The organism is Myroides marinus, from assembly GCF_900109075.1.
GTDB lineage: Bacteria > Bacteroidota > Bacteroidia > Flavobacteriales > Flavobacteriaceae > Flavobacterium > Flavobacterium marinum_A.
The window spans coordinates 93,349-114,863 of record NZ_FNYS01000011.1 but is presented as its reverse complement, the minus strand read 5'-3'; the positions used below and the strand labels follow the sequence as shown (position 1 = coordinate 114,863).

General features: G+C 34.4%; 18 protein-coding genes and 1 riboswitch. Of the genes, 10 read left to right on the top strand and 8 right to left on the bottom strand.

Annotation, left to right across the window (positions count from 1 at the left end; translation table 11 throughout):
• Positions 1–92 precede the first annotated feature (92 nt).
• Positions 93–1,151 carry an acyl-CoA reductase gene (locus BMX53_RS12220; RefSeq protein WP_074746587.1) on the bottom strand — a complete coding sequence of 353 codons (1,059 nt, stop codon included), beginning with the start codon at positions 1,149–1,151 and terminating at the stop codon, positions 93–95.
• Positions 1,152–1,225: 74 nt separating this feature from the next.
• On the opposite strand from BMX53_RS12220, the gene BMX53_RS12215 reads away from it, so the two are divergent.
• Positions 1,226–1,576 carry a 4Fe-4S binding protein gene (locus tag BMX53_RS12215; RefSeq protein WP_038987937.1) on the top strand — a complete coding sequence of 117 codons (351 nt, stop codon included), beginning with the start codon at positions 1,226–1,228 and terminating at the stop codon, positions 1,574–1,576.
• A 485-nt stretch (positions 1,577–2,061) separates the two neighbouring features.
• Here BMX53_RS12215 and BMX53_RS12210 read toward each other — a convergent pair whose 3' ends face one another.
• The 4 genes from BMX53_RS12210 to BMX53_RS12195 form a co-directional block, all read right to left on the bottom strand.
• Entirely contained in the window at positions 2,062–2,898 is an 837-nt protein-coding gene (locus tag BMX53_RS12210; RefSeq protein WP_038987936.1) for a hypothetical protein, read from the bottom strand.
• A gap of 114 nt (positions 2,899–3,012) precedes the next feature.
• A complete protein-coding gene (locus BMX53_RS12205; RefSeq protein ID WP_074746585.1) occupies positions 3,013–3,834 on the bottom strand; it encodes a hypothetical protein in 822 nt (273 codons plus the stop codon).
• 286 nt (positions 3,835–4,120) lie between these two features.
• Positions 4,121–4,519 (bottom strand): acyl-CoA thioesterase, encoded by a 399-nt coding sequence (locus BMX53_RS12200; protein ID WP_074746583.1) that lies wholly within the window; start codon positions 4,517–4,519, stop codon positions 4,121–4,123.
• Positions 4,520–4,719: 200 nt separating this feature from the next.
• A riboswitch (cobalamin riboswitch) is annotated at positions 4,720–4,911 on the bottom strand.
• 123 nt (positions 4,912–5,034) lie between these two features.
• Positions 5,035–6,528: a hypothetical protein gene (locus BMX53_RS12195; protein WP_074746581.1), complete on the bottom strand. Its 1,494-nt coding sequence runs from the start codon at positions 6,526–6,528 to the stop codon at positions 5,035–5,037.
• Between the two features lie 145 nt (positions 6,529–6,673).
• On the opposite strand from BMX53_RS12195, the gene BMX53_RS12190 reads away from it, so the two are divergent.
• From BMX53_RS12190 to mgtE, 8 genes are all read left to right on the top strand, one after another.
• Positions 6,674–7,849 (top strand): 2-isopropylmalate synthase, encoded by a 1,176-nt coding sequence (locus BMX53_RS12190; protein ID WP_074746579.1) that lies wholly within the window; start codon positions 6,674–6,676, stop codon positions 7,847–7,849.
• 11 nt (positions 7,850–7,860) lie between these two features.
• Complete coding sequence (leuC, locus tag BMX53_RS12185) at positions 7,861–9,264, top strand: 3-isopropylmalate dehydratase large subunit (protein ID WP_038987931.1); 1,404 nt, start codon at positions 7,861–7,863, stop codon at positions 9,262–9,264.
• The gene (gene leuD, locus BMX53_RS12180) at positions 9,248–9,832 is read left to right on the top strand and encodes a 3-isopropylmalate dehydratase small subunit (RefSeq protein ID WP_074746601.1); all 585 of its coding nucleotides are present in this window, start codon (positions 9,248–9,250) and stop codon (positions 9,830–9,832) included. Before leuC ends, leuD begins: the two co-directional genes overlap by 17 nt.
• Before the next feature lie 2 nt (positions 9,833–9,834).
• The gene (gene leuB, locus BMX53_RS12175; protein ID WP_074746577.1) at positions 9,835–10,953 is read left to right on the top strand and encodes a 3-isopropylmalate dehydrogenase; all 1,119 of its coding nucleotides are present in this window, start codon (positions 9,835–9,837) and stop codon (positions 10,951–10,953) included.
• A 212-nt stretch (positions 10,954–11,165) separates the two neighbouring features.
• Entirely contained in the window at positions 11,166–11,327 is a 162-nt protein-coding gene (gene rpmH, locus BMX53_RS12170; protein WP_006256972.1) for a 50S ribosomal protein L34, read from the top strand.
• 147 nt (positions 11,328–11,474) lie between these two features.
• On the top strand, positions 11,475–14,327 hold the full coding sequence (gene carB, locus BMX53_RS12165; RefSeq protein WP_074746575.1) for a carbamoyl-phosphate synthase large subunit: 2,853 nt from the start codon (positions 11,475–11,477) through the stop codon (positions 14,325–14,327).
• 137 nt (positions 14,328–14,464) lie between these two features.
• Positions 14,465–15,787 (top strand): DNA recombination protein RmuC, encoded by a 1,323-nt coding sequence (locus BMX53_RS12160; RefSeq protein ID WP_074746573.1) that lies wholly within the window; start codon positions 14,465–14,467, stop codon positions 15,785–15,787.
• A gap of 134 nt (positions 15,788–15,921) precedes the next feature.
• Entirely contained in the window at positions 15,922–17,235 is a 1,314-nt protein-coding gene (gene mgtE, locus BMX53_RS12155) for a magnesium transporter (RefSeq protein WP_038987927.1), read from the top strand.
• A gap of 86 nt (positions 17,236–17,321) precedes the next feature.
• On the opposite strand, the gene BMX53_RS12150 is transcribed toward mgtE, so the two are convergent.
• Entirely contained in the window at positions 17,322–18,566 is a 1,245-nt protein-coding gene (locus tag BMX53_RS12150) for an MFS transporter (protein WP_038985887.1), read from the bottom strand.
• A 137-nt stretch (positions 18,567–18,703) separates the two neighbouring features.
• Here BMX53_RS12150 and meaB point away from each other — a divergent pair, with 137 nt between their 5' ends.
• Positions 18,704–19,804 (top strand): methylmalonyl Co-A mutase-associated GTPase MeaB, encoded by a 1,101-nt coding sequence (meaB, locus tag BMX53_RS12145; protein WP_074746571.1) that lies wholly within the window; start codon positions 18,704–18,706, stop codon positions 19,802–19,804.
• A gap of 42 nt (positions 19,805–19,846) precedes the next feature.
• Here meaB and BMX53_RS12140 read toward each other — a convergent pair whose 3' ends face one another.
• Positions 19,847–20,098, bottom strand: coding sequence for a hypothetical protein (locus BMX53_RS12140; protein WP_038985885.1), 252 nt, complete (start codon positions 20,096–20,098; stop codon positions 19,847–19,849).
• Positions 20,099–20,105: 7 nt separating this feature from the next.
• Positions 20,106–21,479, bottom strand: coding sequence for an MATE family efflux transporter (locus BMX53_RS12135; protein ID WP_063176463.1), 1,374 nt, complete (start codon positions 21,477–21,479; stop codon positions 20,106–20,108).
• Positions 21,480–21,515 lie beyond the last annotated feature (36 nt).

Here is a 21,515-nt window from a genome sequence, read left to right as displayed (position 1 = left end):
GTTTGGTGCTTATATTCTTTACTTATGATCACTAATTAATCAGAGGTCACTAATACCTCTACATATTTAGACTGATAGATAAGTGATTGATTCTATAATTTTAATAAGAATTCTAATGTATCTACATTATCAGCATAGTCCCATAACTGAGGCTCCTGAGTCTGACCAAAAGCGATACTTCCTTCGATTAAGTTATTAGACACGATACACTGTATCTTATCCACATCCTCAGTTAAGCGTGCTTTCACCTCATTAATATCTGTATAATACTCATAGAATACAGATGATATAGGTGATGCATACCCTTTGTCCTCTTTCACAGTTAAGAATCCATTGTCTAAAATCTTAAACTCACTCATCAGGAACACAGCCTTGTTATAATCGTAGTTATTAGAATATTTCTCATACTCTATCACATCTTTATACTCAAACATGCCTTGGTAAAAGTTGTCAAACACATACCCATCTGGTACGAATATTTTAGACACATTACGACATCCTAACCCATAATAAGTAAATACATCTTTACCTAAAGCTACGAAATCTTCATGAGTCTCTGTACCATCTAATATAGCTACAGAGTTTCTGTTCTTACGTATGATATTAGGCACACTATTAAAGTAGTAATCAAAGTAACGTGCAGTATTATTACTACCTGTCGCTATCACAGCATCGAATGCCTCCATCTTTCCTTCAATAAATTCGAAACGATTAGCAAAACCAGGTTCTACAGCTACTAAATACTTAGCTAAAAATGGCAATAACTTCTGATCATTAGAAGACATCTTAACCACAGCTATATTACCCGAAATCAATACACTCAAGAAATCGTGAAAACCAACTAAAGGAATATTTCCCGCTAAGATAAGTCCTACGCGTTTATTAGGTTCTGTTGAAAAATCGTATTTTGAAGTCCACTTATCTAAATTTTCTTGTGTCAATGCACTTGCCCAAGAGTTGATAGAGATCACTACTTGCTCTAATGTGAACCATCCATTATAGTTTACTGAACTGTGAATTAGTTCTGAAAATGTTGAGAAAAATTCATCATTATGACATACATCATTGTTTTTTACAAATTCATTTGCAGTAAATTGACTCAAAAAATGGCCTAACTTAACAAATGCATTTTTTTTAACATCTAAATTCATATTGACTTGTTTGTGAATTGTTTTGGGTGTAAATTTGCATACAAAGTTAATACATATAAAACAAAATATAAGCTATGGCAATCATTATAACAGACGAATGCATAAATTGTGGAGCTTGCGAACCAGAATGTCCTAATACAGCGATATATGAGGGTGCAGATGATTGGAGATATAAAGACGGTACAGCCTTAACTGGTAAGGTAGTTTTACCTGATGGTACTGAAGTAGATGCTGATGCAGCTCAAGAGCCTGTATCTGATGAATTCTACTTTATCGTTCCTTCTAAATGTACAGAGTGTAAAGGATTCCACGAAGAGCCTCAATGTGCTGCTGTGTGTCCTGTAGATTGTTGTATTCCTGACGACAACCATGTTGAAAGCGAAGAAACACTTTTACAAAGACAAGCATTCTTGCACAAGCACTAAAAAGCATACAAAGCTACTCACTAGGAGTAGCTTTTTTTATTATACCTCATCGTTACATTTAGATTTGATAACACCTAGCTAAATGTTGAATCAGAACTCCACTGTATCTATTGTTACAGTGGAGTTTTTGGTTTTATACATTCACTATACTTTTTTGCCCAAATATTCGCGTACTGAACCCAAAACATCATTCTGCTATAGAGCCATTTTCATGGCATTTTACACCTAGTGTTAGTACAATGCTAGTATAGTGTAAGTATAGTGCAAGTACCAAAATACCGCAAAATGTTACTAACACCATACTAGCATTATAGTATAAGTATAGTAGCACCTCAACCATTACACATAAAAAAAAGGTGCGTAATGCACCTTTTTAATTAATAGTATTCTGTTAGCTATTCTGTGAAAGTTTATTTCTATAAGATATAGCTGATATATAATGTATTTCTTTGATATAATCTCTTGAATATTTCCCCTTGTCCTTTCTATTTAGAATTTACAAATGTAATAGGAAGTCCAAACATATGATTATAGTAATTACCTTTTATATCCTTATTAAAGTGATAATCCTCTAACTTAACACTGCCTAAAGCACTAAGTACACTAGTCACTAGATCTAAGTAAATATTCTGATTAACAGCGTACCCTTTAGAAAATTCAAATGACACATACCACTTCTTAGTTGCATAATCTGCCTCTAGATTGACCAGTAGATAGGATGGCAATCTTCCACTATATGAATATACAACATTAGTAAGTTGTTGTTTTATTAAATCACTTATCGTTTCCATTTTATGAAGAGGAAACTTAGAATGTGTATATAACAGGCATCCTTTATCGTTTATCTTATTACCCTTATTATCAATACAGACCATAGATTTTTTCCCTTTATCATTCTTATATTCCTGTACCGACCCATCTTTAAGCAAAATCCTAGACACGTATTTCTCTTTCTTTCCTTTCTTGTCTAATAGGGTTCTACTGCTCTCCGTCCATTTATACAGTTTACCTGTCTCATTATCTATCTTATAAACTTTAGTTCTCAATAGATATTGGTCATTATCAAGGCTTTTACCTGCATATTTCACTACTTGTGTCCATCTATAAACTGAATCAACTGGAAAACTTAAATTAAAGTAACGAGTGAAGACGGTATCCTTTCTTTGTTTACTTAACTCCTTGACAATATCTGCTCCGCTATACAGCTCATTATTAATTTTTATTGCCTGAGAAGCGAAACCACCTTGACTATATTGTCCATATCCTATAGTAGAAGCTAAGATTACAGCAATCACAAGTGCTGCCTTTAATAATTGATTCATTTAGTTGTGTTTTAAATAATATTGTATGTGTTTTCAAAAATAGCACTTTAGACATCTAAAAAACAAGACACTATCTGTCACAAAACCTACTAAAAACAAAGTATTAAGGAGATATTATTTCTTAAATCGAATAGGAACATACATCGTACGATTATAATAGTTACCATTGATATCCTGATCATAGTGATACTCTTCTAACTTTTCGTTATTTAGTACATGCACTATCGCAGCCACTAAGCTAGTATACATATCTGATCCTAAATTATACTGATCTGGAAAGTCTAATGCTAAATTCCATCTCTTAGATTTAGCGTCAGCTTCAATACTTAAGATGATATAGTTAGGTAATGCACCTCTACTCTTAGTCGCTACATTGTAAATTGCATCTTGCATACTGGCTCTAAACTTATGTGTTTTGATCTCTGGGAATGGCGTATATGAGTAGCGTAAACATCCTTTATTATTTAAAGTACTCCCTTCAGCATTTACGCATTTAACGACATACGTATCTCCTTTATGCACTACCTCTTCTACTAGACCATCTAGTAGATATTTCTGATGAATGATATGCGTAGCTTTAGTTTTTTTCTTCTCAAATCGTTTCTCACCTTTGATATAGAGACTTAATTCTCCTGTCTCCTTATTCTTTAGCATACTAGTAGTCAATAACTGATACTCATCCTCAGCAATTTGCTTACCTGTATAAATCACTTTCTCTCTCCATAAGGCTGTAGAATCAACCATAAATCCACCTAAATAATATCTCGTAAACAGGGTATCTTTCTCTTGCTTCAATAAATCTTTAATGATGTCAGATCCGACATAAATATCACGTCCATCTGCTTTTTGTTTTGTTTTACTGCTCTTTTGAGCATACATAGTTATGGTACTAGTCAATAAGGTAAAGACTAATAGTACTTTTAATAATCTATTCATAAGTGGTGTTTAAATATTCTAATAAGTGTCGCCGAAATTACTAACTAATCTAGTCAAACCACAGACGATATATGGCGTAAGCGTTAATATATTATTAAACCTAGATACAGTATTAACCTAGTAATATCCGTTAATTCTATGTTACATCTCATTCTCGTTTATGAGGTATAATGTAATAATCAGAGTCCAAATAAGTTCAAAAAAATGGGGATAGACACTAACCTGTCTATCCCCCTACCAAAAACTAAAAAATGTAAGATGCTTACAAAATTTACTTGTATAAAACCTAGTCTAATATAGCTATAGGTTTGAAATTATCATTTAATGCTACGAGTGTGAATACTCCTGTCACTACCTGAATGCGCTCATCTTCCCTCATCTTCTCTCTATACACATTCACACGGATGCGGATACTCGTATTGCCTATAGACTCTACCTCGCCTACCATCTCTACTAATGAGCCTGCTGGTATTGGCTTCTTAAAGTCTATCTTATCACTGCTCACGATCACGAAATTCTTTCTACAGAAACGCGTAGCAGTCATAAATGCAGTCTCTGTCATCATCATTATCACTCGACCACCAAACATCGTGTTATGGTGATTAGTGGTATCTGGGAATACTACCTTAAATACACTAGTCACTGCCTTCTGTTTGCGCTCTTCTATTGATACTTCTAATAACATTGTCCTATCTGTTAATGCTACAGTATAATGCCCATAACACAGACTAGATAAGTTATTATCTCAATGCTAACCGCTAAAATGTTTTGGAATTAAATGAAAAGATACAATGTGCCTATCCCCGAGTATATCATCTATAATCTCGTGAATACTATAGATAGCACATTCCAACTTGACATAAAGCTCTAAACCGCGAAAGCATAGTCTATAAACAGAATTAGGCAGGTCTCCTGACTTGTAACAGTTTTTTATCGTCCTTCCCATTATACAGATGATAACAGTGGATCTCTAGGATAAAAACTAGCTTGTTACTTACAGTTGCGCGACAGTTCGTGATTCTCACACGATTCCCTTTTCATATACAACTAAGTATAACCTATTTCTATGGAATTGATACTGTATTATTCTACTAATACAGTGGCGAAGATAGTAATTCTTTTTAAACTACCAACCTTTTTTTAGCAGTAGCAGCCTCGCTAGATATAGTATTACTCCTAATGATGACTGCTAAAACGCAATTATTTCAACTTCCTTTTTGCCCAGTTTAACACATCGATATAAAGGATACTTCGCACATAAAATTTATTAGTATACAACTCCTCTGTTCGGTTTACAAATCGCTCTAATACAGCTTTTTGTTCTTTATCAGAAGCACCTAATAATCCTTCAAAAAGAGTCATAAAAGTATCGTGTATTTCTGTCTTATTTTTCATCTTTTTCATTAAGGTTCTATTCGCCTTAACGAAGTCTTCATAATTCTGATCTATGCCAGACTCATACTGAGCCATTAAAGACAAAATACGGGTATGAAATAACAAATCCTCTTGTACAGAATAGTCAGATTTACATAAAATTCGCTCTGTATAAGCTAACGATTCATCGTATTTCTTATACCCAAAATACAAGGAAGCAACCTTAAAATAAAGGATGTGAAAGTGATGCTCATCTATCATATTCCTATATTCATTAATTCCCCTCTGTAGTTGTTTCACGAAGAGTAAACTTCCATTATAAGTTTGCTGTATAAACTCAATATTTAACTTATTGCTAAACTGCAATAAGAATCGCTGAGAATCTATATTTGACGATTGAGGAAAGTTCTCGTTGTTCAATTGGTCCTCTAATCTATTATTCCAATAGATATATTTATCCACAGATTTAAACAACAACAATATTTTAAATAGGTAAGAATTTCCCTTCAGATACCATATAGGATGACTCTGTATCATCTTAGGATGTTGATAGAATAACTCTACCCAAAACTTAGCATACTTATAAGCATTGCGATAATCCTGTATTAAAAAACACAGCCATACATGTGCTTTAAAATACCATAACTTCTCTCTAAAATTCAGTAAATCTATATTGATATCTAACAGTTGATCACTAAACTGATTAATCATCTCTTGCTTCTCTTCCTCGCTTTTAGCATATCCTGAGGTAAGCATCTCATTATAAAACTGAAGAGATAGATTAGATAGCTTAGTGGCATAGTAATTCTGTACTATTAAATCGTTAGACTGAGCGATCAGTTCATCAGCACGTCCTGTAATACTTCGTGTGATATACTGAGACTCTATGACCTTCTCTAGTTCTATAATTTCTAAAGCTAAGCTTTTCTCTTCTACGTCTAAAGCTATTTGTTTAGCCTTATCTAATATCTTTAATCCTTGTTTATGCAAGCCTTTTTGGTACAGAATAGTCGCGAAGTCAAGTTGCTCACGTATCTGTATTCTCACATTTTTCTTACTTGGATTCATGCGAAGACTTGCCAGAATAGCCTTGTATAAATTAGCTTTAAGGTTAGATAGCTGTTGTTTGCTCGTTATTTTTTGTTTCAGAATAGCTTGTTCGTCATACTCTTCCATCTTATCCATAGCGTTGAATAGAGAGATGAATTTAGCATCTGCATTGTTCTGCAGTCTATTTACATATAATGTGAATTGACGTTTCTCTGATCTTGTCAAAGATTTTATCAATATAAATAACCAGTCTTTACCCCAATTTGACATTGTAACAAAAAATATTATAACAATTTTAAAAACAACAACTTACACAACAAAAAACACTTTTAAACATTGTAGTTTTGAGTATTTTCTTAAAGTTAACAAAAAGCTTTTATACACTTTTGTCCAAAGTTATTTAAAAAGCTAAAATATGAAAACTGAAAAGATAGAGATTTTCGACACCACATTGAGAGACGGAGAACAAGTACCTGGTTGTAAGTTAGATAAACAACAGAAACTAGCTATTGCTCAACAGCTCGATGAACTCGGTGTAGATGTCATAGAGGCAGGTTTTCCTATTTCTAGTCCTGGTGACTTTGAAGCAGTACAAGCCATTAGCAAAATAGTGAAAAACGCCAAGATATGTGCACTTACTCGTGCAAATACAAAAGATATAGACTCTGCTGCCAAAGCACTAGAGTATGCACAAAAACCAAGAATACACACGGGTATCGGTACCTCAGATTCACATATAAAATACAAGTTTAACTCTACACAAGAGGCTATTATAGATAGAGCTGCAGAGGCTGTGGCTTACGCTAAGAAGTATGTACAGGATGTAGAGTTCTATGCTGAAGATGCAGGTAGAACAGATAATGCGTACTTAGCTAAAGTATGTGAAGCAGTTATACAAGCAGGTGCAACAGTAATCAATATTCCAGATACGACAGGATACTGCTTACCTACTGACTATGGAAATAAGATTAAGTACCTAAAAGAACACGTCAAAGGGATAGATAACATCGTCTTATCATGTCACTGTCATAATGATTTAGGTATGGCTACTGCTAATTCGATAGCTGGTATCATCAATGGGGCAAGACAGATAGAATGCACTATAAATGGGATAGGTGAACGAGCAGGTAATACTGCCTTAGAAGAGGTAGTAATGATCTTAAAACAGCATGAGGATTTAGGTTTTCACACAGATATTAATACTACGATGTTAAATCACTTGAGTCAATTGACTTCTGCTACTATGGGAATGATAGTACAGCCTAATAAAGCTATTGTAGGATCTAATGCTTTCGCTCATAGTTCAGGTATTCATCAGGATGGTGTAATAAAGCGAAGAGATACTTATGAAATCATCGATCCTAAAGATGTAGGTGTAGATGCTTCGTCTATCATACTTACGGCGCGTAGTGGTAGATCTGCTTTAGCTTATCGCTTTAAAAATATTGGGTATGATGTCACTAAAAACGAATTAGACACTCTATACGATTATTTCTTAGGAGTAGCTGATACAAAGAAAGAAGTGACTGAAGTGGACTTATACGCTATTATGAATATGTACACACAAAATCGAATGATTAAACACGCCTAAAACAATTGATAATGAGTAAAACACCTAAAACATTATTTGACAAAGTATGGGATGCCCATGTTGTAGAGAGTGTCGATAATGGACCAGATATATTATACATAGACAAACATCTAATTCATGAGGTAACGAGTCCACAAGCTTTTGATGAACTAAAGAAACGAGAAATTCCTGTCTTTAGACCAGAGCAGATAGTAGCTACTGTAGACCATAATGTACCAACTCTGAATCAAGAATTACCAATAAAAGATCCTTTATCAAAACAACAAGTTGAGCAATTAGCAATAAACTGTAAGGAAAACAACATTACATATTATGATTTAGGACATCCGTATCAAGGGATAGTGCATATTATAGCACCTGAACTTGGTATTACTCAGCCTGGTATGAGTATGGTGTGTGGAGACAGCCATACTTCTACTCACGGCGCTTTTGGAACTATTGCCTTTGGTATTGGAACTAGTCAAGTAGCTCAAGTATTCGCAAGTCAATGTATCTTAATGAATAAACCTAAGACTATGCGTATTACTGTAAGTGGTAAATTAAATAGTCATGTACAACCTAAAGATGTTATACTATATATCATCTCAAAGGTAGGTACGGATGCGGGTACTGGCTACTTCTGCGAATATGCTGGTAATGTGTTCCAAGAGATGAGTATGGAAGGAAGAATGACTGTCTGTAATATGAGTATAGAGATGGGAGCTCGTGGAGGAATGATAGCTCCTGATGAGACGACTTTTGCTTATGTCAAGGATAGACCTTTTGCTCCTAAAGGAGAAGAGTGGGATAAAAAAGTAGCTTACTGGAAGACTTTACCTACAGATAAAGAAGCTGCGTTTGACTGTGAATACCACTTCAATGCTGAAGAGATTAAACCTATGATTACTTATGGTACTAATCCTAGTATGGGTATTGATATAGATACGTTCATTCCATTTAACAAGAATGAATCAGAAGAAAAAGCATTGCATTATATGGGATTACTTCCAGGACAAGCAGTGGATACTATTCCGATTAAGCACGTATTTATAGGTAGTTGTACAAATGCTAGAATAGAAGACTTTAGAGTAGCTGCGTCTTATATCAGAGGTAAACAGATTTCTAAAGACATTAATGCTTTAATAGTACCTGGATCGCAACAAGTAGTCGCTCAGATAAAAGAAGAAGGATTAGATACGGTGTTTCAAGAGGCTGGTTTTATCATTAGACAGCCAGGATGTTCTGCCTGTCTAGCAATGAATGAGGACAAAATACCTGCTGGTGAATTCTGTGTATCGACCTCAAATAGAAACTTCGAAGGAAGACAAGGACAAGGGGCACGTACATTACTAGCGAGCCCATTAACAGCTGCTATAGTGGCTGTGGAAGGAAAGATTACTTACTCTAAAATGAATGAATATGCAAGCCTTAACTAAGATAAACTCTACTGCTACACCATTAGCAATAGAGAACATCGATACTGATCAGATTATCCCTGCGCGTTTCTTAAAGAGTATTAATAGAGAAGGTTTTGGTGATAATCTATTTAGAGATTGGAGATATAACAACGATGGTAGCGAGAAAAAAGACTTCTCTCTTAACAATACAAGATATACAGGTGAAATACTGATAGCTGGTAATAACTTCGGATGTGGTAGTAGTAGAGAACACGCTGCTTGGGCACTGTCTGATTACGGTTTTAAGGTTATTGTGAGTAGTTATTTTGCTGATATATTTAAGACCAATGCGCTAAATAATGGTGTACTGCCTATTATGGTGAGTAAAGAATATCTCTCTTATTTATTTAACGAGGTAGAAAGTAATCCTGATATAAAAATAGAGGTAGATGTAGAACAACAATCTATCACTATAAACAATCAAAAAGAACACTTTGATTTAGATCTGTACAAAAAGATATGTCTACTCAATGGATATGATGACATAGACTTTTTAATTGCTAAAAAGGATGCAATAAAGTCCTTTGAACTTACTAAATCATACTAATCATGATCAATAAATACAATATAGCAGTATTACCAGGTGACGGTATAGGTCCAGAGGTAATCCACGAAACAAAAAAAGTATTAGACGCAGCAGCACAGACTTATGTGTTCCAATTACAATATCATGAAGCGCTTATCGGAGCTATTGCAATAGACGAAACAAATGATCCTTTGCCACAAGATACATTAGCGAAATGCAAGGCTTCGGATGCAGTGCTTTTTGGAGCAATTGGAGATCCTAAATACGACAATGATCCATCGGCTAAGATACGTCCTGAACAAGGCTTATTAGCCCTTAGAAAAGCTTTAGGTCTATATGCTAATGTACGCCCTGTGAAGGCGTATCAAAAGCTTATAGATAAAAGCCCTTTAAAAGAAAGCATCATTCAGGGTACTGATATGGTAATTTATAGAGAATTAATTAGCGGTATCTACTTCGGAGACAAAAGTACTTCTGCTGACGGAAAGTCAGCAGTAGATATCTGTTCGTATCACCAAGAAGAGATAGAGTGTATCGCTAGATTAGCTTTTAAAGCAGCTAGACAGCGAAATAACAAGGTAACGCTAATTGATAAAGCGAATGTATTAGAGACTTCTAGACTATGGCGAAAAGTAGTAAAAACTATTGCTATGGAATTCCCAGAGGTAGAACTAGACTTTATGTTTGTAGATAATGCGGCTATGCAATTAATCCTAAACCCAAAACAATTTGATGTTATACTTACAGAGAATATGTTCGGTGATATTATTTCGGATGAGGCTAGTGTAATTGGAGGGTCTATTGGCTTATTACCTTCAGCATCTGTAGGAGATGAGAGTGCATTATTTGAACCTATTCACGGCTCATATCCACAAGCTAAAGGTTTAGGTATCGCTAATCCTATTGCTTCTATCTTAAGTGGTGCGATGATGTTAGAGCATCTAGGGGAACACGATGCTGCAGAAGCTATTCAAGACGCCGTTTTGCATTGTATCAATGCTGGAGTATTAACTTCTGACCTAGATAAAACATCAAAATTCATAACTTCAGACATTGGAGATTACATTTGCAATCATATCAAATACAGAACAGGATATCGCTATAAAGATACTATCCCGTATAACAAATCGACTATAATTTAATTAATTACATACATATAACTCTTAAATTTTATAATTATATTTGTACCGTAAGTAGTGCACTTCACAAGGTTATTTTTAATGTTCGAAAATATTTTTCAAAAACGTTTTGTAAGACTAAAAAGACTTTTATATATTTGCACTCGGTTTTTAAGCAACAGCTAATCGAAAGACCTAGTTAGAATAGTAAAATTTAAGATTTAAAGATAAAAGCAATGAGCAAGAGAACGTTTCAACCATCGAATAGAAAAAGAAGAAACAAACATGGTTTCATGGATAGAATGTCTACTCCTAACGGTAGAAAAGTATTAGCTGCTAGAAGAGCTAAAGGAAGACATAAATTGACTGTTTCTTGTGAAACAAGACATAAAAAATAATGTTTGAGTCAAACATAGATAAAGGTGTTACTATTATTTGTAACGCCTTTTTTTATACTTTGTCGTAAAACACACCCTATATCACACACAACAACACTAAACTTACTTCACTCACAACGAAGTATTTAACATAACAACACAATTAAAATGCCCAAAGACAATTCTATCAAAACTGTATTAATCATTGGTTCAGGACCAATCATTATCGGACAGGCTTGTGAATTCGATTACTCTGGTTCACAATCAGCAAGATCTTTAAGAGAAGAAGGAATTAAAGTTATTCTAATTAACTCTAACCCTGCTACAATTATGACTGACCCTTCTATGGCAGATCATATTTACTTAAAACCACTGACAACAAGATCTATTATCGAGATTCTTGTAGCACATCCTGAGATTGATGCTGTACTACCTACTATGGGAGGACAGACAGCTCTAAACTTATGTTTAGAATGTGATGAGAAAGGTATATGGGCTGACTTCGGAGTACGCCTAATCGGAGTTGATATCAACGCTATTAACATCACTGAAGACCGTGAACAATTTAAACAGCTTCTAGAGAAAATAGACGTACCTGCTGCACCAGCTAGTACTGCTACTTCATTCTTAGAAGGAAAAGAGATTGCTCAAAAATTTGGTTTCCCATTAGTTATTCGTCCTTCATTTACACTTGGAGGTACTGGAGCTGCTTTCGTTCACAAAGAAGAAGACTTCGACGATTTATTAACTTATGGTCTTGAAGCCTCTCCTATCCACGAAGTTTTAATTGATAAAGCTTTATTAGGATGGAAAGAATATGAATTAGAATTATTACGTGATAAAAACGATAACGTAGTAATCATCTGTACTATCGAAAACATGGACCCTATGGGTATCCACACTGGAGATAGTATCACTGTAGCTCCTGCTATGACTTTATCTGATAGAACATTCCAAAGAATGCGTGATCTATCAATCAAGATGATGCGTAGTATCGGTAACTTCGCTGGTGGATGTAACGTACAGTTCGCTGTATCTCCAGACGAAAAAGAAGATATCGTAGCTATTGAAATTAACCCTCGTGTATCTCGTTCTTCTGCATTAGCATCTAAAGCTACAGGTTATCCTATCGCTAAGATTGCTACTAAACTTGCATTAGGATATACACTTGATGAGTTACAAAACCAAATTACTAAATCTACATCAGCTTTATTCGAGCCTACTTTAGATTATGTAATCGTTAAAATACCTCGTTGGAACTTTGATAAATTTGAAGGTGCTGATAGAACATTAGGTCTTCAAATGAAATCTGTAGGGGAAGTAATGGGTATCGGACGTTCGTTCCAAGAAGCGTTACACAAAGCAACTCAATCATTAGAGATTAAACGTAATGGTTTAGGTGCTGACGGTAAAGGATACACTAATTATGACCAAATTATCGACAAACTTACTCACGCAAGCTGGGACAGAGTTTTCGTTATCTATGATGCAATCCAACATGGTATTCCATTAAGTAGAATTCATGAAATCACTAAAATCGACATGTGGTTCTTAAAACAATACGAAGAACTATATATGTTAGAAAAAGAGATTTCTAAATATACACTGGAAACTCTTCCTAAAGATTTATTACTTGAAGCTAAACAAAAAGGTTTTGCAGATAGACAAATCGCACATATGCTAAATACTGTTGAAAGTAAAGTTCACACACTACGTGATGATATGAACATTCAACGTGTGTTCAAATTAGTTGATACTTGTGCTGCTGAGTTCCCTGCTAAAACTCCTTACTACTACTCTACTTTCGAAGCTGAAATCGAAAGACCTGATGGTACTCGTTATGTATCTAACGAAAGTATCGTAACAGATAAGAAAAAAGTAGTTGTATTGGGTTCAGGACCTAATCGTATCGGTCAAGGTATCGAATTCGATTACTCTTGTGTGCACGGTGTATTAGCTGCTGAAGAGTGTGGATACGAAACAATCATGATTAACTGTAACCCAGAGACAGTATCTACTGACTTTGATACAGCTAACAAATTATACTTCGAACCTGTATTCTGGGAACATATCTATGATATTATCCAACATGAGAAACCAGAAGGTGTTATCGTACAGTTAGGAGGACAAACAGCTCTTAAACTTGCTGAAAAACTTGAGAAGAATGGTATTAAGATCTTAGGAACTAGCTTTGACGCATTAGACTTAGCTGAAGATAGAGGTCGTTTCTCTACATTGTTAGAGCAATTAGATATTCCATTCCCTCAATTTGGTGTAGCTAAAACAGCTGAACAAGCATTACAATTAGCAGATAAATTAGACTTCCCTCTATTAGTAAGACCTTCTTATGTATTAGGAGGACAAGGAATGAAGATTGTTATCAATAAAAAAGAATTAGAAGAGCACGTAATCGAATTACTTAACTCTATTCCTGGTAACTCATTATTACTTGACCACTACTTAGCTGGTGCTATAGAAGCTGAAGCAGATGCTATCTGTGATGGAGAGAACGTACATATCATCGGTATCATGGAGCACATTGAGCCTTGTGGGGTTCACTCTGGTGATAGCCACGCTATGTTACCTCCATTTAACTTAGGTGAGTATGTATTAAACCAAATTAAAGACCACACAAGAAAAATTGCTGTAGCTTTAAAAACAGTTGGTTTAATCAACATTCAGTTTGCTATTAAAGATGATATCGTTTATATCATCGAAGCAAACCCTAGAGCATCTAGAACTGTTCCTTTCATCGCTAAAGCTTATGGTGAACCATATGTAAACTATGCGACTAAAGTAATGTTAGGACATAACAAGGTAACTGACTTTGACTTCAATCCTCAATTAAATGGATATGCAATCAAAACTCCAGTATTCTCATTCAACAAGTTCAAAAATGTAAATAAAGCATTAGGACCTGAGATGAAATCAACAGGAGAAAGTATCTTGTTCATCGAAAACTTAAGAGATGATCAGTTTTATGAAATCTATTCTCGTAGAAAAATGTACTTAAGTAGATAATAATATTTTATTCTAAATATTTTAAAAGAGGTTAGTTAACGCTAACCTCTTTTTTTTTGCTATAAACCATAGCAGGACTAACAAGGTTCACTTCACTTATAATTACTACTTTTGAGTATTAATCTAAGTAGTCTATTATGTCACAAGAAATCTTAATCGCTTTATTAGCTGTTTTAATAATCATCGCTTTCTTTATTGGTAAATCAGGAAAGAAAGAAAATACCTCATCGACTGATTTTATAAAACTACAAGCTGACAATAACTATAAAGACAAACAAATAGAACAATTAAAAGCTGAAAAGAGAAATACAGAAGAAAACTTAGAAATTATCCGATTAGACAATCAGGAGTTAATAGCTCGTATCTCTATCCGAGATACAGAATACACAAATCTGCAAGAGCGATTAGAATCCCAGCAGAAAGAAACTTTAGCACTGCAAGAGAAATTTACAATAGAATTTGAAAACTTAGCGAATAAGATATTAGAAGAGAAAAGTGATAAGTTTACTAAACAAAACAAAGTCAATTTAGAAACACTACTCTCTCCTCTACAAGAGAAAATACTACACTTCGAACAAAAGGTAGAACAAACTCATAAAGAGAGTATTGATCATCATGCTGCTTTACGTCAACAGATATTTGGTTTACAACAAATGAACCAAAAGATGAGTCAAGAAACACTTAACCTGACTAAAGCTTTGAAGGGAGATAATAAGATGCAAGGAAACTGGGGTGAAATGATCTTAGAAAGTGTCCTTGAAAAATCAGGGCTAGAAAAAGGAAGAGAATATGAGACTCAACAGAGTTATACTTCAGAGAACGGCAATAGACTACAGCCAGATGTAGTAATCTACTTACCTGATAACAGACATATGGTGGTAGACTCTAAAGTATCTTTAGTGGCATACGAGCAATATGTAAATACCACAGATATCGAAGAACAAAAGCGCTATCTACAAGATCATCTTATCTCTCTAAAAAGGCATATAGATGGCTTATCAGACAAGAACTACCACGAACTATATAAAGGCACTAGTCCTGACTTTGTCTTATTATTTATCCCTATAGAAACTGCTTTCTCTATAGCTATAAATGCTGATAATTCATTGTACACAAAAGCATTTGAAAAAAATATTGTAATAGTTACTCCTTCTACCCTATTAGCTACTCTTCGTACAATAGAAACTATGTGGAGCCAACGCAAACAACAAGAAAATGCTTATGAAATAGCTAGACAGGCAGGATTGTTATATGACAAATTTGTTGGCCTTGTTACTGATTTACAAAAAGTAGGTAAACGTATTGATGATACTAAAATTGAATATGACAACGCATTCAATAAACTAAGTGAGGGTAAAGGAAACTTAATTACTTCTGTTCAAAAATTAAAAGAAATGGGTGCAAAAGCAAAGAAAAGCTTAGATTCCCAAATTTTAGATAATGCTATAGATAACCAATAGTTTAAATAGATAAAATCTTAAGAGAAGTTTATTTTATTAAAAAATCATTAGAAATTTTAAAGTACACTTAGTATAGATTACCTTTGCATAGTTTTTAAGAAATAATATACTAACACCTTAATAAACTTCGATCTATGACTTTTAAAGATATGCACCCAGCTGACATTGCTGAAGCTATTACAGAGATGAAAAGAACTGAAAGAAACCTTTCGTTTCTTAAGCTTTCACCTGACTTAAAAGTTGAAGTATTCTCCTTCTTAGACATCAACATTCAAGAGGAAATAGTACGCAGTATGACGCAAGAAGATTATGCTGATGTACTAAATAACCTTGAGCCTGATGACCGTACAGAATTACTGGAAGACTTTCCAGATGAGTTAATCAAATACTCTATCAACTTACTTAATGATAAAGAGAAACAAATAGCTCTTAACCTTATAGGGTATAAAGAAGATAGTATTGCTCGTCTAATGACTCCGCTTTATATACAAACAAAAGCGAATAAAACAGTAAGACAAGTTTTAGACCACATAAAGGTATATGGTAAAAAAGCAGAGACATTAAACTATATCTATGTTGTAGATGATCACAACAAGTTAATTGATGACTTAAAACTTGGAGAACTTGTATTAGCAGATGAGAATACGCTAATATCTGATTTGATAGATAATACTTTCGTTTCTATAACAAGTACAACTAAGACTGAAGATGCTTTTGATATATTTGAAAAGTATGATCGTTCTGCTCTTCCTATCATTACAGAAAGTGGAGTATTAGTAGGTATTGTTACATTCGATGATATCTTAGATGCGATAAAAGATAGGGACACTGAAGATATCCAAAAGTTTGGGGGTATGGAAGAGTTAGATTTATCTTATACTCAAACACCTTTATTTGAACTTGTCCGCAAAAGAGCAGGTTGGCTTATTATCTTATTCTTAGGAGAAATGCTTACAGCCTCAGCAATGGGACACTTCGAAGATGAAATAGAGAAAGCTGTAGTACTAGCACTATTCGTTCCTTTAATCATCTCCAGTGGAGGTAACTCTGGATCACAGGCAGCTTCACTTATCATCCGTGCTATGGCACTTGGAGAACTAAAACTAAGTGACTGGTGGTATGTAATGCGCAAAGAATTAGCCTCTGGGGTAATGCTAGGAGGAATATTAGGTATCATTGGTTTTGTTAGAATCTTTATTTGGCAAGAAGCAGGTATTTATGATTATGGAATACATTGGGTAGCTGTTGGTTTGAGTGTATCAGTATCACTTTTATTCATTGTCCTATGGGGGACATTATCTGGTTCACTAATACCATTTATCCTTAGAAAGTTTGGTATGGACCCTGCTACAGCCTCTGCTCCATTCGTAGCTACATTAGTAGACGTTTCTGGATTGATTATTTACTTCTCTATTGCAGCAATGTTCTTAACAGGAAAAATATTATAACAATTTATATAAAACAGAAAAAGCGTAAGTTAGTCACTTACGCTTTTTCTGTTTTATAACTTTTAGGATTTAATCATAAGCTAATACTACTCTTCTTCTCTAAACTTAACTTTCTTCATATTTGGTAAGAAAGCTGCTATAATACCTATTAGTGGTAAGTAAGCACAAATAACATAGATGTTCTCAATAGATGTGCGGTCTGCCCACCATCCTAAAACAGCTGATCCTAATCCTCCCATACCAAAGGCGAAACCATAGAATAAACCTGAAACCATACCAATCTTACGAGGTAATAACTCTTGGGCATATACTAAGATTGAAGGGAATGCAGATGATAAAATTAGTCCTATTATGACAATTAATATTCCTGTCCATTCTAAAGAAGCATAAGGTAACATTAATGTAAATGGAGCTACTCCTAATACAGAGAACCAAATAATGTATTTACGTCCTACTTTATCTCCAAAGAAACCTCCAATTAAAGTACCAGCTGCAACAGCTAATAAGAAGTAAAATAAATATACTTGTGCTTGTACTTCACTGATACCAAACTTCTCCATTGTATAAAACTGAAAGTAACTAGAGATACTTGCTACATAGAAGTACTTAGAGAATATCAATAATAATAGTACAAATATAGATGTCCATACTCTTAGTTTAGATAACTCAGGAATGCGTATAGCTTTCTTTGCTTTTCCTACTTGATTCTTTAATACATCTTTATACCACCCACCTATAAATGCGTAAACAAATTGAGCAATAATAGAAACTACAACGAACCAAAGAAGGTGCTGTTGTCCTTTTGGCAATACAATCCACGCTACTAGTAAAGGTGCAAGCGCGGTACCTGTATTACCTCCTATTTGAAATATAGACTGCGCTAAGCTACGTTTACCACCAGAAGCTACATAAGATACTCTAGAAGACTCTGGATGGAAAATAGATGATCCTATACCAATTAAAATTACAGCACAAAGCACCATAGCATAACTCGGAGCATAACTCAAAAGAATTACACCTAGCATAGAACAGATCATTCCGATCATTTGTGAATAAGGTTTTGGGTGTTTGTCTGTGTATGTTCCAACAAGAGGTTGGAGTAAAGAAGAGGAAATTTGAAAACAGAATGTAATAATACCTATCTGTGCAAAACTTAAGTTATAGTTCGTCTTTAACATTGGATAGACTGCAGGAACTATAGCTTGTAATAAATCGTTACATAAATGTCCGAAACTAATTGCTAGTAGGATGGGATAAACGGTCTTGTGATTGAGTGTTTGTTCGTTGATTTTCCTTACTAGACTTTTGGGGTAAAGTAATTTACTATTCATTAGGGTTATTTATTGTTAAGCCCAAATATAAGAGGTTGAGTAGATAAACTCCTAACCATTCAAATAAATTTCGAAATATGCCTATTTTTAGTACTTTTACCTTTTATCATTCCCAACAACTATTTAGATTTTTAGATATGTCACAGCATAATCACAATAAATCAGCGTTAACTGAAAACGAAGGTATAGAACAACCTAATACTACTGATAAAAATGCTATTGCTAAGTTTCAAGAAAGACGTAGACAAAAGGTTTCTACCAAAGAAATCATACAAAGAATTATAGAGAATGATAAAGTAGCTCTTAGCCAAGGTATAACATTGATTGAGAGTTTAAACCCGCTTCATCACGCACAAGCTGAAGAGATTGTACAGGGATGTCTTCCGTATGCTAATAAGTCTGTACGTATAGGTATTACAGGTGTTCCTGGTGTTGGTAAAAGTACATTTATAGAAGCCTTCGGTAAACTCCTAACATCACTAGGTAAGAAAGTAGCTGTGCTTGCTATTGACCCAAGTAGTAGTATTACTAAAGGAAGTATTCTAGGTGATAAGACTCGTATGGAAGAATTAGTACGTGAAGAAAATGCTTTTATTCGCCCCTCTGCTTCAGGTGATAGTCTAGGTGGTGTAGCTAGAAAAACAAGAGAAAGTATTATTCTTTGTGAAGCTTGTGGTTTTGACACTATACTAGTTGAGACTGTAGGTGTAGGTCAGAGCGAAACTGCTGTACAGAGTATGGTTGATTTCTTCCTATTGCTAAACCTTGCTGGGGCTGGTGATGAACTACAAGGCATCAAAAGAGGTATTATGGAAATGGCAGATGCTGTTATCATCAATAAAGCAGATGGAGAAAATATTAAGAAAGCCCATATGGCTAAACTAGATTATAATAGAGCCTTACACCTATTTCCTAAAAAACCTTCTGATTGGACACCTAAAGTTAGTACTTGTAGTGCTATAGAAAATACTGGGATAAGTGAAATCTGGGATATCATCACGCAATACACAACATTGACTAAAGAGAATGGTTACTTTGACAGCAGACGCAAAGAACAGAACCAATACTGGATGCTAGAAACGATCAATGAGAATATATTAATGAACTTCTACAATCATCCAGAAGTAAAAACTATGCTTACAGAAAACAAAAAAGCAGTGCAAAATAGTGAGTTATCACCTTTTGCAGCTGCTCATAAAATATTAAATATTTATTTTAATACAGATAACTCTAAGTAGAATATTCTATTGAAAGTTATCTGCTTTTTGAATAATCAAATATTAGTCTTCTTCGTCTAATTCTTCGTCATCTACATAGCGCTCCATTTCTCTCTCGTAAAACGCTCCTGCTTTAACGATAAGTCCTTCCATTTCTGCTTCTATTTCTTCCTCTTCAGACTCTTCAATTGTTTCTAAGAACTCAACCTCATCAGTGTTTAAGTTGATGATAAATCTAGGAAACTCTAAATGTATAATAAAGATATCCTCTGGATACTCTGTATTATCTGCTAGTACGAACTTTGGTAATTCCATATTATTTCTAATTATTATTTATTAATCTGTTTGACAGCACGTGAAAACGCCAATATAAGCATACAGCTGCTGTCGTTAATCCTGCCAATAATCCTATCCAGATTCCTGCTGCTCCGACGTTAGTATATAACCCCAAGTATATAGATACAGGGAAACCTATAATCCAATACGATATAAAAGTAATAATCATAGGCATATTAACGTCTTGAAGACCTCTAAGTGCTCCCAATGTAACTACTTGAATACAATCTGATATTTGGAACACAGCTGCTACTAATAACAACTGGCCTGCTAATTTAATCACTTCTTGGTTCATTACAGCACTTTCAATGCTATTATTATCTAAAAACAACATTGGAATATAATTGTGGAACAAGACAAATAGAATAGCAAAACCTGTATAAATCAAGATTGCCATCAAAATAATAGAACGTGCTACTACTCTAAGCTTCACATAATCCTTTAATCCTCTTTGATTACCAACTCTAATCATCGCTGCGACACTTAATCCACTCGCAAACATAAAGGTCATCGAAGACATACTTAATGCTATCTGATTAGCTGCTTGAGCTTCTGTACCTATCATTCCTGACAACCATACTGCACCAACAAATAAAGCTACTTCAAAGAAACTCATCATTCCAGATGGAACACCAATTTTTGTGATCTTAGATAACATCTCTTTCTTAACCTCACTAAAATTTATATTTAATAAGAAAGGTTTAAACATCTCCTGTCTTCTAAGGGCATAGTGCATATAAATAATCATCACAATACGAGAAATAAGTGTTCCATAAGCTGCCCCTAGCATACCCATTTCGGGGAAAATCCACACACCATATATCAATAGATAATTGAATACAATATTAGTAACATTAGCTATTATCGTCGCATACATAGAATTTTTAGTTTGTGATTTACCATCAGCAAACTGCTTATATGCTTGATACATTACTAGTGGTATCAGTGATAAAGCTACAATATCTAAGAACGGTTTAGCCAAAAGAGTTACGTCTTCAGGTTGTCCCATATGCATTAATAAAGGCTTTGCAAAGAATATTATTGAGAATAAGATTACCCCTAACGTTGTACATAACACTAATCCATTTACAAATATCTTACGACCTTCAGCTGTATCTTTCTCTGCATCACTATGTGCTACTAAAGGTGTTAAAGCTGTTGAAAATCCGACACCTAAGGAAATAGCTATAAATACAAAACTATTAGCTAAGGAAGCTGCTGCCAACTCTGTCGCTCCGATTTTTCCAACCATTATATTATCAATCACCCCAACAACAGTGTGACCTAACATTGCTAATATAATGGGATAAGCTAACCGTATGTTATACCCGAATTCTTTATAATATACAGATAAATTCATTTATTAAAATTTTGTGCAAATATACAGACTGTAGAT